Raw genomic sequence first — 16,033 nt, 5'->3', positions numbered from 1 at the left:
AACCTGTTTCCTACCGTTAAGTTGAGTTAGTATCTGTAAAAACGTGACTAACTCTAACTTAACAAATGAATAATCCCAAGAGCTTAAGCTCTATCAAGTTAATCAAAGAATTTACTCGCTTTAAAGCGTTATTGCGCGAGAAACCTGAGGCGACCATCGATGACGTGCTCGATGTACTGGCGGTCTTTGATGTCTATGAACCGGATATGTTTTTATGGTTAGAACACGGAATTGATTACGGTAGCTCGGATCAGCGTGAATCGTTGTTTCAGGCGTATCAAAAGCTAGACCGCGAAATGACCTTGCCATTAAACGAAGCGGTAACGGCGTTTTTCAATATCCTCGCAGAAGACGGCCAAACTGAAACGATTGCGCCAGAGTATGCGAAAACCCTCGACGAGCAGTTGATGAAAGCCATCGAATGGGCAAAAGAGTTTAGCAGCCCCGACTTACTGACCCTGCAACAGCAAACCCGCGACGTGATTAAACGCATCAAAACACGCATAGTGGGTCAAGATGATGCGGTTGAACAGCTGGTTAAAACCTACTCAAGCCAGCAGGTCAGCCGCCTCGGTCAGCGGCCCCGAGCCGCAGCGTTGTTGGTTGGGCCGGCACAGAGCGGTAAAGGGTTTTTAGCCCGGGTGTTGGCGTCAGCGTTGGCCGACGAGGACAATCCTCGTCCGGTTTTCGAACTCGATTTAAGCTCCCTGCAAAGTGCCAACCAAAGTGCGCAAATCGATGGCAATGAACCAACCTACAGCAATGCCAGACCCGGCAAGTTGACCAGTTTTGTGCGGGAGAACCCGCGCGCGGTGGTGGTCTTGAAGAACATGGATATGGCCGAGCCCAATGTGATTAGCCGGCTGGCGTCCATTTTTACCGATGGCGTATTGGTGGATCAGTTTGGTTTTTTCAAAAACAACGACCTGGAAGCGGAGCAGATTGCGCCTCCTGAAGTGGATTTTTCGCGCACACTGGTGATTGCGACCACCAGTTGCGGGCAGCGTTTGTATGACGATCGTATGTTCTGGCAAACCTACAGCGACAACCGAGCGCAGGCCATTTCTTTGTTAACCTCGGAAATTCGGGCTGAGCAGAGCAGTACGCGCAAGGCCGCCGCAACCATGTTATCGATGTTTGCGGATAGTGACGTGATTCCGTTTAAACGTCTCAGCGGAGCCGATTATGAACTGATTTTTACCCGTGCGGCTGCGCAGTTAGTTGACGACTTTACCGCCCGCTACGGTATCGACATTGAGCTTGAAGCTAATGATACGCAAGGTCTGAGTCGGCTGTTGATAAGCTGTGATTTGCCGCACGTATCGCCGCAGGCGGTCAGTATGGTATTAGAAACGGAAATGTTGCAATTGCTGCTTGGCAATGACGAGATTGCCTTGCAGGGTATCAAGCGTGTGCACATCGCACTGTCTGAGCGCAGCCGAGAAACGGCGCAGCTCATTGAACAATGGGCGGATGGGGCAGACTGGCTGGAACAGTTGCTGCGCCGTAACCAATACCTGTCGTACCACTGGGCTGTCAGCGTCGATGGTGAGCAGTTGCACCTGACCTTAACCGATGCGCTACTCAATAAGCACCTGCAGGTACAGGATATTCGTGGCAGCGGCGCAATCAGGCTGGAAATCCCAGACGTCAGCTTCGCAGACATCGCGGGGCATCATGCGGTGAAAGAGCAGCTTCAGGACGTGGTCGACTTGTTACGTCACCCGGAAAAAATTTCACAGTACGGCGGCTCGGTGGCAAAAGGTATGTTGCTGTGGGGCGTGCCGGGTACGGGTAAGACGATGCTGGCCAAAGCGCTGGCGAAGGAAGCGGAGTTGCCGGTCATCAGTCTGGTCGCCACCGAGTTTAGCGATGTTGAAACTACCCGTGAGGTTTTTGCCCGAGCCCGCCGCTATGCCCCGAGTATTCTGTTTATCGATGAACTTGATGCCGTTGGTAGCCGCGACAAGAATGGCCATCCGGCACTGATTAATACCTTGCTGTCTGAGATTGATGGCTTTGATACCAGCCTGCACGAGCCGGTTTTTATTATCGCCGCCACCAATCTGCCAAACAGCATTGATCCGGCTTTATTGCGGTCCGGGCGTATCGATTTGCACATCGAAGTACCCAACCTGGATCGTGACGCACGTGCCTTTTTTATCGATAAAATCTTGTCGTTACCGGTAGCAGAACCTGTCGATCGTAATGCGCTGTTGGATTTAAGTTCGGGCATGACCGGTGCCGACTTAATGCGCACGGCCTCGAAACTGGCCGCTCATCTTGCCTGCCATGAAGGGCGGCAGTTGTCTGAAAAGCACATCATAGAAACCTTGCATCAACACCGCTTTGGAGAAGTGAGGACAGTGCAGCGTTCTCAGCAGATCCGAGCATTAATTGCTTATCATGAAGCCGGTCATGCGGTGGTGTCGTCAGTGCTTAATCCTTCCAAAACCATCACGACCATCAACACACTGACGCGCAAAAACATGGAAGGTTTTGTGGCCTTTAACGGTGATTACGACAGCAATCCGCAACGTCGGGTAACCTACACCGAGTGTCTGGAAGATATTGCCGTTTACCTTGCCGGGCGGTTATCCGAGCGGCAGTACGCGCCCCGCCTGGAGCCGTGTGCGGGTGCCAGTGACGATTTAGCGAAAGCGACCCAAATCGCCGAATACGCGATAACCGAACTGGGGCTGGACGCTGAACTTGGTTCCTTGTCGTTGCGCGATCTGCCCGGTTATTACCGTGAGGCATTTACTGACAAAGTGGTTACGCGACTGCATCACTGGTTGCAGGAAGCCGAAGCGCTCTGTCAACAAACCCTTGTTGAGCATTGGAGTAAGGTCGAAAAGGTCGCCAATGCATTAATGGATCAAGAGATCATCACCGGTCGCCAGTTTTATCAACTTATCGAGGATTAACGCTATTATGTCATATACGTTGCTAGCCTGGCTGGCGGGCATATTTGCAATAACGACCCTGGTGCTTGCCTTGTGGGGCGTAGGGCAACGCCGTCGCCGTCTGGCGTTGAGTGCAACCAACCCAACCCCACAATTGGCGACACGCTCGCTTATCGAAACCGCCATCGCTGTGCAACTTGGGCAAGACCCTAGTGGAGCCGTAGTATTTATTGACATGGACGACTTTAAGCCAATTAACGACCAGTTCGGTAAAAACGGTGGTGATAAGGTGTTGGCAACGGTGTCATCTCGATTAAAAACCTTCTTTGGTGAGCATGTGTATGTTTGTCGTTATTGCAGCGACGAATTTATCGCCTTCATTCCTTCGCAGGTTGTCCCCGCTCAACTGCTGGCGGGCTATCTCGAGCGGCTACAGGCAACTCTGTCGAATGACTTTACGCTAATGAGCCGGCCCATGTCGCTGACCGCCAGTATCGGTTACTACCGGCTGAGCTCTGATACTGAGAGTCCGACCCAGGCTATTCAGGCCGCTGACATTGCCATGGGCGAGTCTAAGCGTCAGGGCGGCGCCAAGGTTACCGAATTTAGCGACGCATTGTGGCGACAGTACCAGCGGGAACTGACGATAAAAACGGAGTTACAATTAGCACTCAATAACGAGCAATTGGTGATTTTCTACCAACCCATAGTCGACTGCATCAGCCACGATATTGTCGCGGTCGAAGCGCTGGTTCGATGGCCAAAAGATAGCGGCTTCGTAGCGCCGTCCGAGTTTGTTGCGGTTGCCGAGCGGTCACGACAAATCGTCGAACTCAATCAATACATACTGCGTCAGGCGGTCAAGCAATTTGCCGCGCTACCCGGCAACATTCGGTTATCGGTGAACATTCCCGCCAGTCAGCTGCACGCCACCGATTTAGTCGCTGACGTAAAAGAGCTGCTCGAGACCACGGGTTTACCGAGCCAACGCTTGTATCTGGAACTGACTGAAACCGAATTGGTGACCGATTCCGCGCATGTATTGAATCAGTTGCAGGCGCTGCGCGCATTGGGCGTTGGCATCGCGTTGGATGACTTTGGCACCGGCTATTCAAACCTTCAGTATCTAAAGCAGTTGCCGGTGGACATCGTCAAATTAGATCGTTCGTTTATTGATGATATCGGCGATAAAGCCGCCGATAACCAATTGACCGGCTCGATTTTGGACATGCTTCGTTCACTGGATAAATACTTGATCGTCGAAGGCATCGAAAACTTACAACAAGCCGAATACCTGCGCACATTTAATGTTAACGCCCTGCAGGGCTTTTACTTTCATAAACCGATGCCGTTGGAGGCCCTGCGGGCGGTGTAGGTTCGCTATGCTCGCGGTTTAGGCCCTGCGGGCGGTGTAGGCTCGCTGCGCTCGCGGTTTAGGCCCTGCGGGCGGTGTAGGCTCGCTGTGCTCGGGGTTTAGGCCTTGCAGGCGGTGTAGGCTCGCTGTGCTCGGGGTTTAGGCCCTGCGGGCGGTGTAGGCTCGCTATGCTCGCGGTTTAGGCCCTGCGGGAGGTGTAGGCTCGCTATGCTCGCGGTTTAGGCCCTGCGGGCGGTGTAGGCTCGCTATGCTCGTGGTTTAGGCCCTGCGGGTGGTGTAGGCTCGCTGTGCTCGCGGTTTAGGTGTTGCGAGCGCCGAAGGCGCAAGCAACAAACGGCGATGGCCGAAGGCCGAGCCCAAACCGCAAGCGCGCCAGCGCGCCAGGCAAGCAACGCGCCAAGCCGCGCAGCGACAAGCAAGCGCAGCGCCCAGCGCGAGCGAAGCGAGTACGTAGTAACATTTCTGTCATATGCTGAGCCTTCTGGTAAGTTAATCTATAGGTATGGGTTTGCCGGGATGTTGTAGGCTGATGAAATTTTATAATAAAGAACTCAGTTGGTTATCGTTTAATGAACGTGTGTTGCAGGAAGCGGCTGATGAGGCGGTGCCGGTTATTGAGCGGATGCGCTTTTTGGGCATTTTTTCCAGTAACATGGACGAGTTTTTCCAGGTGCGGGTGGCAGACGTACGCCGCCGTATTTTTTTTAGCCAGTCACCGCAGGAACGCCGCGAGCAAGAACAACTGATGGCGCAGTTGCAGATTAAAGTGAACGAACTGCAACAAAAGTTCGATGACATTCTGGCCCGCGTCATCGTTGCGTTGCGGGAGCACCATATCCATCTGCTCGAACCCCAGCAGCTCACCGCCGATGAAAAACAACGGTTGAAATTTTTCTTTATCGAAAAGGTTCGTCGCCATGTGGTACCGATCCTGGTCAACGATAAAATCAACCTCGCCAACGCCATTCGGGAAGACGAAAACTACCTGTGCGTTGAGATCCTCAACGATAAGTGCAAATGCTACGCGCTGATCGAAGTACCCGCCGATGATATGGATCGCTTTATAAAACTGCCGACCCATGGCCGTTCACGGGATCATAAGGTACTGTTTCTGGACGATATTCTGCAGCTCAATCTGGATGAGCTGTTCCGCGGCATTGTGCCGTTTAAACGGTTGCGGGCGTTCTCGTTTAAAATGACCCGTGATGCCGAATACCGGCCGTCGGACGATATCGAGCAGAGCATTCTGGAGCGCATGGAAGAGGGTCTTAAGCAACGGATTAAGGCCGACCCCGTGCGGCTGGTGTACGATAAAAAAATGCCCGACGAGATGCTGGTGTTTTTAAGCGAAAAGTTGAACCTGAACCGTTTTGACTCGCTGGTCGCCGGTGGTCGTTATCGTAACACCCGTGACTTTGCGAAGTTCCCCAACTATGGCAAAACCTCGCTCGAGCACCCGCGTCAGCCAGCGCTGCTGCATCCAAAGTTTTTCCACCACGACAATGTGTTTGATGCGGTGCGTAAGAGCGACATTTTACTGTATTACCCCTATCATCGCTTCGCCCACTTTACCGAGTTTGTGCGCCAGGCTGCTTATGACCCTAAAGTAACCCGCATCGCCATTTGCATCTATCGGGTCGCACCGAATTCACGGATTTTGCACTCGCTCACCGATGCCGTGCAAAACGGCAAACACGTCACCGTGATGGTCGAGTTGCAGGCACGCTTTGATGAAGAGGCCAATATCGAATGGGCGAAAGAGCTGACTGAGGCCGGCGTGCACGTCAGTTTTGGCATTCACGGCCTAAAAGTGCACTCCAAGCTGGTGCTGGTGCACCGTCAGGAGGGCATCAGCGAGCGGCGCTATGCGGTGATCGGTACCGGCAACTTTCATGAAGGTACCGCGCAGGTGTACACCGATTTCAGTCTGTTTACCTGTGCTAACGAACTGACCGCTGATGTTGAGCGGGTGTTTCACTATCTCGACCAGCCCTACCGACAGCATCGCTTCAGGGAGCTATTGGTGGCGCCGGTTAATTTACGCCAGCGTTTGACCGACTACATTGACTATGAAATCGAGCAAGCGCAGCTGGGTAATCCCGCTGAGATTTTTCTCAAGGTGAATAATCTGGTCGACGACAGCTTGATCGTGCAGTTATATCGTGCGTCACGGGCGGGGGTTAAGGTGCGTGCTATTGTCCGTGGTATGTGTGCGTTGCGGGCTGGTGTAAAAGACCTCAGTGAAAACATCGAGGTGCGCAGTATTGTGGATCGCTACCTTGAGCACCCTCGGGTGTATTACTTTGCGCACGGTGGACAGGCTGAGGTGTTCATTGCCTCCGCTGATTTGATGACCCGCAACCTCGACTTCCGGGTTGAGGTCGCGGCACCGGTGCGTGATAAGGATGCCCGTACGGACGTGATGCAGGTGCTCGAGTTGCAGTGGCGTGACCGGGCGAAAGCTCGTCTGATTGATGCCGAGCAAACCAATCCCTATGTGTGCGATTTGAATCATCGCCAGCAGTCGAGTCGCCGGCGACGGTTACTGCGCTCACAAACGGCGATTTACCGATATTTTAAACGGCGGGGCAAGGATTATGACAACATCGACTAGCCCAACGGCTAATGCAGTGCCGCAGTTTGCGGCGTTAGACCTTGGCTCGAATAGCTTTCATTTGATCATCGCGCGACTGGTGGAAGGCCAGTTGCAACCGATTTTTAAATTTAAACAGCCGGTGCAACTGGCACAGGGGCTAAACGGTCGCTATTTGTCCGACGCCGCCATTGAGCGCGGTGTCGAAGCGCTTAAGCAGTGTGCGGCGAGGTTGGAAGGTTTTGATCCGGAAAATGTCAAAGTGGTGGGCACCCACACCTTGCGACGGGCGAAAAACCGTAAACAGTTTCTGGCGGCCGCAGCGCGGGTGATGCCGTATCCCATTGAGGTGATTTCCGGCCGTGAAGAGGCCCGCCTGATCTATCGGGGGGTCTGCGAAACCATCGCCGAAAAAGGCTCTGAGCTGGTGATCGATATCGGCGGCGGTAGCTCGGAATTTGCCTTTGGTAAAGACAAAAAAGCGCAGTTCCTCAGTTCTCGCAGTGTCGGCAGTCTGGTGTGTTCGGAGCAGTTTTTCGGGGACGGCAAGCTTACCGCCAAGCGGTTTGAAAAAGCCGTTGTGTATGTTCGCCAGCAGGTTGAGCCGGTCGCTAACGGACTTGCCGGCTACACCATTCAGTCGGTGTTTGGCACCTCGGGTACCATCAAGGCCATTCATCAATGGGTGGTTAAACGTGCCGGCGAACAGCCACAGGGATTAACGCTGGCGCACCTGTATCACTGCCGCGATGAATTGATCGCCGCCAAGCACCTGAGCGACTTGCCGACCGACATTATTTCGGAGGATCGCAAGCAGTCGATTGCCGGCGGTGTCTCGGTGCTCATCGGTGTGTTCGAAGAACTCGGCATTGAGCGTATGCTGCCCCATGATTCTGCATTGCGCGAAGGCGTGTTGTACGAGTTGGCGCAGGAGGTGTTAAGCCATCAGGACGTGCGCGAGCGTACCATCTCCAGTTTGGCGCAGCGTTATTCCGTCGACGGCGCGCAAGCGGACCGGGTCTGGCGCACGGCTTATCAAGTGTATCAGCGTGCTGCGGCGTTGTGGCAAATTGATTCACACGATTTAGAACTGTTGCTTGAGGGCGCCGCGAAGCTGCACGAGGTGGGCCTCAGCATCAGCGCCAGTGGTGTGCAGAAGCACTCCGGCTACATTCTTGCCAATGCCTACATGCCGGGCTTTAACGCGGAAGAGCAACGCTTTTTAGCCACGGTGGTACGGTTTTTCCGCAAAAAAATAAAGCCGGAGGAGCTGCCAGAGCTGGCGTTGTTTGAGCACAGTCAGTTGTTGAAGCTGATGATCATTCTGCGTTTAGCGGTGATCATTAACAGTGATCGGCAGGATCGGGAGCTGTTGCAGGACGTCAAAGTAACGGCAAACGGACTGACGCTAAAACTAACCAAAGCCGCCCGTCTGGATTCAGTGCTGCAAGCGCAACTGGCCGACGAAGCCAAAACCCTGGGCAAGTTGGGTTATCGGTTGACCTAGGGCCTTCGGCCTAGGCGCTTCTCGCGATCTAGGCCCTTCGGGCGGTTTAGACTCGCTGCGCTCGCGGTTTGGGCCCTTCGGGCGGTTTAGACTCGCTGCGCTCGTGGTTTAGGCCCTTCGGGCGGTTTAGACTCGCTGTGCTCGTGGTTTGGGCCCTTCGGGCGGTTTAGACTCGCTGCGCTCGTGGTTTAGCTTGCTGCCTTCGGCGCAAGGGTTTAATGGGCGAAGCCCATACCCCGCGAAGCCCAAACCGCCGAAGGCCTAAACCGCCGAAGGCCTAAACCGCCGAAGGCCCAAACCGCCGAAGGCCTAAACCGCCGAAGGCCCAAACCGCCAAAGGCCCAAACCGCCAAAGGCCCGGGGGTTTAGAAGCTATACATCGCCATCAGTTGCAGGCGGTTTAAATCACCGTCGACGCCGGCTTCGGTTTCGCGGTTTGCTTGTGAAATTTCCGCACCGAAGGTCAGGTTAGACGCTGGTGAATACATCAGGTTGAACGCCAGGCGTTGGGTGTATTCGGTCATGTCACCAGCCATACCCAACAGTGCGTCGTCGTTATCGGCCCAGCCGCGTGAGTAGACCACGTTTGAACGCAGTTTCTCGGTCCAGAAATGGCGGTAAGCAAACGAGATACCGGTAGAATCGATGGTTTCCAGACCACCGTCAGCGTCAATGTAAGCGCCGTTCCAGGTGTTCAGCCCCAGATAGCGGCCAAGGCCAGAGCCGGTGGTGATTGACGCACGGATGTCGTCCATACCAAAACTGTATTTCGCGCCTAAACTAACACCGTAACCAAAAGCCGTTTCATCGTCGCCGCTTTGTGCCACATCATAGGTCAACTGGCGCAATAACGCGGATGCTTGCCATACCAGGTTGTCTGCTTTACCGGTGTATTTAAAGGTGACGTCTGGCATCAGACCATCACTTGATACAATACGACTGCCGGTTTGACTGGTTACTGTGGTTTCCGGGTTTTCAAGAGACGCACTAAAGCCACCGGAGGTATAACGGATCTGCGCTTGACGGTTAAACACGATACCGTCCGTGATACCGATAAAGTCGACCGATTCTGCCAGAATGTTCAAATCCTGGAAGTTTGACCAGGTTTGACCAAAGGTCCAGTTACCGTATTTGATGAACGCATGACGCAAACGCGGGTTGTAGGAGTTAGAAATACGCTGGTCGCCGTCCGGCGTCAGCATAAAGTCCATTTCGATATGGCCGGTCAGGGTTTCACCGTTATCCAGTTCGGTTTTGTTGGTAATGAAGAAGCGTGACTGACGGGCGTGAAAATCAGTTGCCATGTCATCACCGTCGCCACCGACCGGCGTCAGGCTGGGAATGTACTGTTGGCGAGCAATGCTACCACTTTCCGGTGCCGCACCGTCGGCATAATCCGATACCATCATATCCAGTTTAACGAAACCACCAAACGTGAACTCTGAGTCCTGCGCCTGAGCGCCGAAGCTGGTGACGCCCATCACTGCTGCTGCCGCAGCCGTCAGTAAGAATTTGTTCTTGTTCGAACTTGAAGCCATCGTGTGTTCTCCCGTGTCAGCCAAGTTTTTAGTGCTTAAGATAAGCTTTATAAACGCCATTAATTCTCGTTAATTGTTCAAATTTTCGCAATCTAGACTATGGTCTAATAGTGTTCAGCCCAGGTATTACGTACAAAAGATGCATCATGCGAATAAGGAGGAAGTGGTAATGTCGCAACTCTATAAAGTGCCGGATCACATTAAGCAAACTGCAAAACTTGATAACGACAAGTACTTAGAACTATACCAACAGTCCGTCGACGACCCGGAAGGGTTTTGGCGTGAACAAGGTAAACGCATCACTTGGTTCACTCCTTATACGAAGGTCAAAAACACGACCTTTGAACCGGGTAACGTCAATATCAAATGGTTTGAGGACGGTACCTTAAACGCTTGTTACAACTGTGTCGACCGCCACCTCGCGGATAAAGCGGACAAAACCGCAATTATCTGGGAAGGCGACGACCCGAGTGTAGACAAACACATCACGTATCGCGAGTTACATAAAGAGGTATCCCGTTTTGCTAATGGCCTGAAAAAATTAGGTATTAGCAAAGGTGATCGCGTGGCAATTTACATGCCGATGGTGCCTGAAGCCGCCTATGCGATGCTTGCCTGTGCGCGCATCGGTGCTGTGCACTCGGTGATCTTCGGTGGCTTCTCGCCGAACGCTATTGCTGACCGCATCAATGACTGCGGTGCCAAAGCCATTATTACCGCCGACGAAGGTCGCCGCGGTGGCAACACCATTGGGTTGAAGAAAAACGTCGATGCTGCGCTGGATGATGACGCCTGTCCGACATTAGAGCACGTCATTGTGGCACAAGTGACCGAAGGTCAGGTGAACTGGACCGAAGGTCGCGATGTCTGGTGGCACGAACTGGTTGCTGACGTCAGCAGCGAATGTCAGGCCGAAGTCATGGATGCCGAAGATCCGCTGTTTATTCTGTATACCTCGGGTTCAACCGGCAAGCCGAAAGGCGTGGTGCACACCACCGGTGGCTATATGGTGTATGCATCGATGACACACGAGTACGTGTTTGACTGCCACGACGACGATATTTACTGGTGTGCCGCAGACGTCGGCTGGATTACCGGTCACTCGTATATCGTTTATGGCCCGTTTGCAAACGGTGCAACTACGGTGATGTTTGAAGGGGTACCGACTTATCCGGGCGTTGGCCGTATCGGCGAAATCGTTGATAAGCACAAAGTCACCATTTTATACACCGCACCAACGGCGATTCGTGCGCTGATGGCAAAAGGCGATGAAGCGGCGAAAACCTCGAGCCGTGACAGCTTGCGCATCATGGGCAGTGTGGGTGAGCCGATCAACCCGGAAGCCTGGGAATGGTATCACCAGAGCATTGGTAACGGTAAGTGCCCAATCATGGATACGTGGTGGCAGACCGAAACCGGTGGCATCATGATCACGCCACTGCCGGGTGCGACGGATCTGAAGCCGGGCTCGGCAACACGTCCGTTCTTCGGGGTGAAACCGGCGTTGGTGGATAACGAAGGCAATAAGCTGGAAGGGGAAGCCGAAGGTGGGTTAATCATTGAAGACTCGTGGCCGGGTCAGATGCGTACGTTGTGGGGAGACCACGAACGCTTTGAGCAAACGTACTTCTCGACCTACAAAAACGTGTACTTTACCGGTGACGGCGCGCGTCGTGACAGCGATGGCTATTACTGGATCACCGGTCGTGTGGACGATGTCCTGAACGTTTCCGGGCATCGCCTCGGTACTGCTGAAATTGAAAGCGCACTGGTTGCTCACAAGGCAATTGCCGAAGCCGCTGTCGTCGGTTATCCGCATGACCTGAAAGGGCAGGGTATCTATGTTTACGTGACGCCGGTTGAGGGTGTGGAAGTGACCGATGAGTTGACCAAGGAAGTACGCAACTGGGTACGCTCGGAGCTCAGCCCAATCGCCACGCCGGATCTGATCCACTGGACCAGCGGCATGCCAAAAACCCGTTCCGGCAAGATCATGCGCCGCATTCTGCGTAAGATCGCCGCCAACGAGTTTGACAGCCTGGGTGACACCTCAACCCTCGCCGATCCATCCGTCGTCGACGACCTCATCGAAAACCGCAAAAACAAGTAGCGCGTGCCTCCGGCACGCCTCGTGCGCTGCCGCTTGCGCCTTGGCCGTAGCTTGCGGCTTTGGCGCAAGGGAGCCGCAAAGCAAGCCTGCTTCTGTCAGAGCTCGAGGGGGGTTGACCAGGAACCGCCACGAGCACATATATGTAGACCTCTTGTTGTGCAAGTCCAGTTGTGCCGGTGAAGTATAAAAGTTAATCAGGAAAAACTGCGTACGTATATCCGGCCTTTGTTGTTGAGCATAATTAGTTGCTCTGGCCCTAATGAGAACCGCGCCCTTGTTGCTTATCGTCCGTTCGGAATGAATATTCCGTGTGCTCGCCAGCATTCACAAGGGCCGGTTTAACCTGTTAACTCATTACTTACCGCTTTTTATATGGAGTGAACTTGCCTTTATCTATATTGAACTAACCCGCTTGATATTGCGTTTTGTGGTAGAGCATAGACCATAGAATACGAGCCATTTTATTGGCGACGGCAACGGCAGCTTTGTGCTTTCCCCGGCGCTCTATAATGCTTCTTACCGCCGCTTGAGTGCTCTTTGGGAATTAAGCCCAGATTTGCAGCAAAATGACGGCCACTCTTAAATGCATGCCCGTTACCCGCGAAACCAACGGTGGCCGTTGCTATTTTCTCTGCCACGCCTTTAACCTCCATCAACCGACTGGCAGGCTCGGATTTGTGAGCTAATCGGTTTATTTCTTTTTCATAGGAGCTTATTTGTTCGTTAGCTGCCTGCCATTCTGTCAGCAATGTGGCTAATAACTCTCTGACAGCTACAGTAAGTCCGTTTTCAGGCTCTTCGAGTAGCTCTGGCAGCGCTCTCAACAATCGTTGTTTCCCGGGGGCCACCACGATACCGTATTCATTCAGTAAGCCTCGTATCTGATTGATTAAGGCTGTCCGGGATTGGATTTTGCGTTCGAGCACTTTATGCAGCACCAGCACATCTGTCTGCTCAAGCGTCCTTGGCGCCACAAATCGCATATTCGGTCGGCAGGCCGCTTCAGTTATCGCAAAAGCATCGTTTCTATCGTTTTTATTCCCCTTTACGAACGGTTTAACGTGCTGAGGAGGAATAAGCCGCACGGTGAAACCGAGCTTGTTAAGTTCTCTTCCCCAGAAGTTAGAGCCGCTGCACGCCTCCATAGCGATAGTTGCATCGGGATATTGCATAAGCAGCTCAAGTAACCTTTTACGGCGTACCTGTCGGTTAAACACGGGCTTGCCAGCCTGATTAACCCCACACACCTGAAAAATAGACTTTGCCAAATCGATGCCAATTAATGTAACGTTCATTTGAACACCTCTTGTTTTTCTCTATTGATTTATCAACTCCAATAGTGGCGCATTGACGCCGAAAACAACAAGAGGTGTTCATCTCATCATCCGTGTGGGCTTGTAGCGTCCCCCTGCCGCGGGTGCAACAGAGCCTGTAAAGCCTGCTTGTCACGGCTGCCGCCCCCTTGCGCCAAAGGCGCAAGCTACCACCAAAGGCGCAAGCTACGGCCAAGGTTGTAAGGTGATTTTTACTTGAAATATCGGATTAGCTTACTATATTTGATACGTAATACGTTTATTAATCAAATTTGAGTATTTATGAAGGTCGATGATTTTTTGGTGTCATTGGGTGGGGTGATCAAACGAACGCGGTCTAAATCGATGGCACAAGCGGATTTTGCTCAGCGGGTCGGTTGTGGCGTGGCGACGTTATCGCGACTTGAAAATGGTCAACCGGTTAGCGCTGAAACGCTGTTCACGGCATTGGAATTGCTGGGCCTTTTGGATGACTATATCGCGGTAACTGATGAACAGAGCGCCCGTTTAGCAACGGCTCCGGTTCGTAAGAAACGCAAACCTGAGGATGATTTTTCTAATGATTTCTGAGGCTTATGTCTTTATCGAAGGGTTGGAAGCAGAACCGGTGATTTGTGGTGCGATACGCTACGATGCCAAACATGAATTAGGACGTTTTAGATACGGTAAATCTTACCTGGCAAGACAAGACGCTTTTGCTCTGGATCCCATCCATTTACCTTTGACCGAGGATGTCTTTTCAACGCGATTAAACAAAGGGCTATTTGGCGTATTGAAAGATGCAGGCGCTGATGCATGGGGACGTAAGCTTATTTTGCAGCTGCGCAAGACAAAACCGCAAAATGAACTTGAGTTTCTCATCGCGGGAGCGTCTATGGGCGTCGGCGCGATCAGCTTCAGTCTATCGCGCAGCAAAACCAAAACGCCACTCAATAGAAACGCGCTTAACGATCTGGATTTGTTGATTGATGGAAAAAATAAAATCCTTGCGTCTGAGTCGGTTTCGGTTGAAGTAAAAAAGGCGTTCCAGTACGGCGATTCAATGGGTGGCGCGCGTCCGAAAACCGTGTTGACGCATAATAATCAGATGTATTTGGTGAAATTTAACCGCGCTGACGATCTGTTTAATGTGTGTCGGGCGGAGTTTGCAACCATGCGTTTGTTGGCGAAAATCGATGGCGTCAATGTCGCTAATACTGAATTGGTCCGCGGAGCAGAAGACTTATTGTTGGTAAAGCGGTTCGATCGTAACGACTGTATGGTGACGCATCACCTTATTAGCGCTAACTCACTACTTTTACAGGGACACGTGAGTGAATCAGCCGTTTCTCAATGGTACACCTACGGCGCTCTGGCCGAGTATTTGCGTCGTTATAGCGTACGTGCCGAAGATGCCGAAGAACTGTTCAAACGGATGGTGTTTAATGCCTTTGTCGGCAACACCGATGATCATGGACGAAACCATGCCATGCTTTGGAACTTAAAAGAACGAGGCTGGCAATTATCACCGGCATACGACGTCTTGCCGGTTAATAACAGCAAATTACACGCTTTAGGCCTAGGTGATGACGGGCGTTTAGCAAACCGTTCCAATTTATTGTCACAGGCAAAACGTTTTGGCTTAAGTCAGCGCAAAGCCCAGGCAATCATTCATGACATCAGCGACCTCGTCGAAGGATGGCAAACACATTTTCGGGACTGCGGAGTCACCGAAGGCGACATCGAGCGACTGCACGGTGTTATCCCTACACTGGATTCATGATGTTCTAACAAGCCCCGGCTTGTCACGGTTGCCGGTGACTTGCGCCAAAGGCGCAAGCTACTCACTTTACGGCCTGACTCCCCGTCGTTGGCTTGCGTGAGCGGCTTAAGTTGGGTAGCTTATAGCTAACGAACCGAGTATAAGAATAATTATGGCTAAATTTTTGATCGCGGATGACCATCCGTTGTTTCGCGAAGCGCTGCAGGGAGCGCTGGGGAATCATTTTGAGGAACTGACGCTGCGCGAGGCTGAGGATTTGGACTCGACGCTGGCGGCGCTGAACGAGGATGACGATGTCGACTTGTTGTTGCTGGACCTGCATATGCCCGGCAGCGGTGATCTGTACGGTTTGATTCGGGTACGGGAAGACTTTCCGTTGTTACCGGTGGCGATCATCTCGGGCTCGGAAGACGCATCAATTGTTGCCAAATGCATTGGCTTTGGGGCGTTGGGATTTATCCCTAAATCGCTGTCATCGGCAAAAATTGCCGAAGCGATCGACACCATTTTACAGGGCGATACCTGGGTGCCGGAAGAAACCCGTGGTCGTCTGGATGGCATTACCGATGAGGATCAGGAACTGGCGCGTAAGGTGTCGGAACTGACGCCGCAGCAATACCGGGTTTTGCATTTCTTGCACGAAGGGCTGTTGAACAAACAAATTGCCTACCAGTTGAATATTACCGAAGCCACGGTGAAAGCACACATCACCGCCATCTTCCGTAAACTCGGGGTATACAGCCGTACCCAGGCAGTACTCGTCGCTGAACGCCTGCAGTTGTAAGTCGTGCCCTCGGCACGACGGGGAGCTTTTTTTACCGCAGAGGGCGCGGAGAACCGCAGAGAAAAGATTTTTAATGGAAAACCCAATGGGTGGGTTTTTTGTTGAGTTGGCGCAGTGTGCCTGTTGTCACCACCGCTGTTGATAT

At 52.6% G+C, this 16,033-nt stretch carries 9 protein-coding genes and 1 pseudogene; 8 read left to right on the top strand and 2 right to left on the bottom strand.

Going from position 1 to position 16,033, the window contains the following annotated elements; translation table 11 throughout:
* Positions 1-65 precede the first annotated feature (65 nt).
* The 4 genes from CWE23_RS03640 (at position 66) to CWE23_RS03625 (ending at position 8,381) form a co-directional block, all read left to right on the top strand.
* On the top strand, positions 66-2,927 hold the full coding sequence (locus CWE23_RS03640; protein ID WP_126819514.1) for an AAA family ATPase: 2,862 nt from the start codon (positions 66-68) through the stop codon (positions 2,925-2,927).
* 7 nt (positions 2,928-2,934) lie between these two features.
* Positions 2,935-4,281 (top strand): putative bifunctional diguanylate cyclase/phosphodiesterase, encoded by a 1,347-nt coding sequence (locus CWE23_RS03635; RefSeq protein WP_126819513.1) that lies wholly within the window; start codon positions 2,935-2,937, stop codon positions 4,279-4,281.
* Positions 4,282-4,810: 529 nt separating this feature from the next.
* The gene (ppk1, locus tag CWE23_RS03630; protein WP_126819512.1) at positions 4,811-6,895 is read left to right on the top strand and encodes a polyphosphate kinase 1; all 2,085 of its coding nucleotides are present in this window, start codon (positions 4,811-4,813) and stop codon (positions 6,893-6,895) included.
* Positions 6,879-8,381, top strand: a complete 1,503-nt coding sequence (locus CWE23_RS03625; RefSeq protein ID WP_126819511.1) for a Ppx/GppA phosphatase family protein — start codon at positions 6,879-6,881, stop codon at positions 8,379-8,381. Before ppk1 ends, CWE23_RS03625 begins: the two co-directional genes overlap by 17 nt.
* Positions 8,382-8,746: 365 nt before the next feature.
* On the opposite strand, the gene CWE23_RS03620 is transcribed toward CWE23_RS03625, so the two are convergent.
* A complete protein-coding gene (locus tag CWE23_RS03620; RefSeq protein ID WP_126819510.1) occupies positions 8,747-9,919 on the bottom strand; it encodes a DcaP family trimeric outer membrane transporter in 1,173 nt (390 codons plus the stop codon).
* Positions 9,920-10,088: 169 nt separating this feature from the next.
* On the opposite strand from CWE23_RS03620, the gene acs reads away from it, so the two are divergent.
* A complete protein-coding gene (acs, locus tag CWE23_RS03615; protein ID WP_126819509.1) occupies positions 10,089-12,029 on the top strand; it encodes an acetate--CoA ligase in 1,941 nt (646 codons plus the stop codon).
* A gap of 403 nt (positions 12,030-12,432) precedes the next feature.
* On the opposite strand, the pseudogene CWE23_RS03610 reads toward acs, so the two are convergent.
* A pseudogene (locus CWE23_RS03610) lies at positions 12,433-13,324 on the bottom strand (IS110 family RNA-guided transposase).
* Positions 13,325-13,624: 300 nt separating this feature from the next.
* Here CWE23_RS03610 and CWE23_RS03605 point away from each other — a divergent pair.
* From CWE23_RS03605 to CWE23_RS03595, 3 genes are all read left to right on the top strand, one after another.
* Positions 13,625-13,912, top strand: a complete 288-nt coding sequence (locus CWE23_RS03605; RefSeq protein WP_126819508.1) for a helix-turn-helix domain-containing protein — start codon at positions 13,625-13,627, stop codon at positions 13,910-13,912.
* Positions 13,902-15,104 carry a type II toxin-antitoxin system HipA family toxin gene (locus CWE23_RS03600; protein WP_126819507.1) on the top strand — a complete coding sequence of 401 codons (1,203 nt, stop codon included), beginning with the start codon at positions 13,902-13,904 and terminating at the stop codon, positions 15,102-15,104. The genes CWE23_RS03605 and CWE23_RS03600 overlap by 11 nt, the downstream gene beginning before the upstream one ends.
* A 151-nt stretch (positions 15,105-15,255) precedes the next feature.
* On the top strand, positions 15,256-15,888 hold the full coding sequence (locus tag CWE23_RS03595; protein WP_105305778.1) for a response regulator transcription factor: 633 nt from the start codon (positions 15,256-15,258) through the stop codon (positions 15,886-15,888).
* Positions 15,889-16,033: the final 145 nt, after the last annotated feature.

It is taken from the genome of Idiomarina aquatica, assembly GCF_003987185.1.
GTDB classification, from domain to species: Bacteria; Pseudomonadota; Gammaproteobacteria; order Enterobacterales; family Alteromonadaceae; genus Idiomarina; species Idiomarina aquatica.
This window is presented reverse-complemented; position numbering and strand designations above follow the sequence as displayed.

What these genes read in the sequence shown, in the direction of transcription:
- CWE23_RS03640 (WP_126819514.1), top strand. Translation starts at nt 66, where the DNA reads ATGAATAATCCCAAGAGCTTAAGCTCTATCAAGTTAATCAAAGAATTT.
- acs (WP_126819509.1), top strand. Translation starts at nt 10,089, where the DNA reads ATGTCGCAACTCTATAAAGTGCCGGATCACATTAAGCAAACTGCAAAA.
- CWE23_RS03620 (WP_126819510.1), bottom strand. Translation starts at nt 9,919, where the DNA reads ATGGCTTCAAGTTCGAACAAGAACAAATTCTTACTGACGGCTGCGGCA.
- CWE23_RS03605 (WP_126819508.1), top strand. Translation starts at nt 13,625, where the DNA reads ATGAAGGTCGATGATTTTTTGGTGTCATTGGGTGGGGTGATCAAACGA.
- CWE23_RS03595 (WP_105305778.1), top strand. Translation starts at nt 15,256, where the DNA reads ATGGCTAAATTTTTGATCGCGGATGACCATCCGTTGTTTCGCGAAGCG.
- CWE23_RS03635 (WP_126819513.1), top strand. Translation starts at nt 2,935, where the DNA reads ATGTCATATACGTTGCTAGCCTGGCTGGCGGGCATATTTGCAATAACG.
- CWE23_RS03600 (WP_126819507.1), top strand. Translation starts at nt 13,902, where the DNA reads ATGATTTCTGAGGCTTATGTCTTTATCGAAGGGTTGGAAGCAGAACCG.
- CWE23_RS03625 (WP_126819511.1), top strand. Translation starts at nt 6,879, where the DNA reads ATGACAACATCGACTAGCCCAACGGCTAATGCAGTGCCGCAGTTTGCG.
- ppk1 (WP_126819512.1), top strand. Translation starts at nt 4,811, where the DNA reads ATGAAATTTTATAATAAAGAACTCAGTTGGTTATCGTTTAATGAACGT.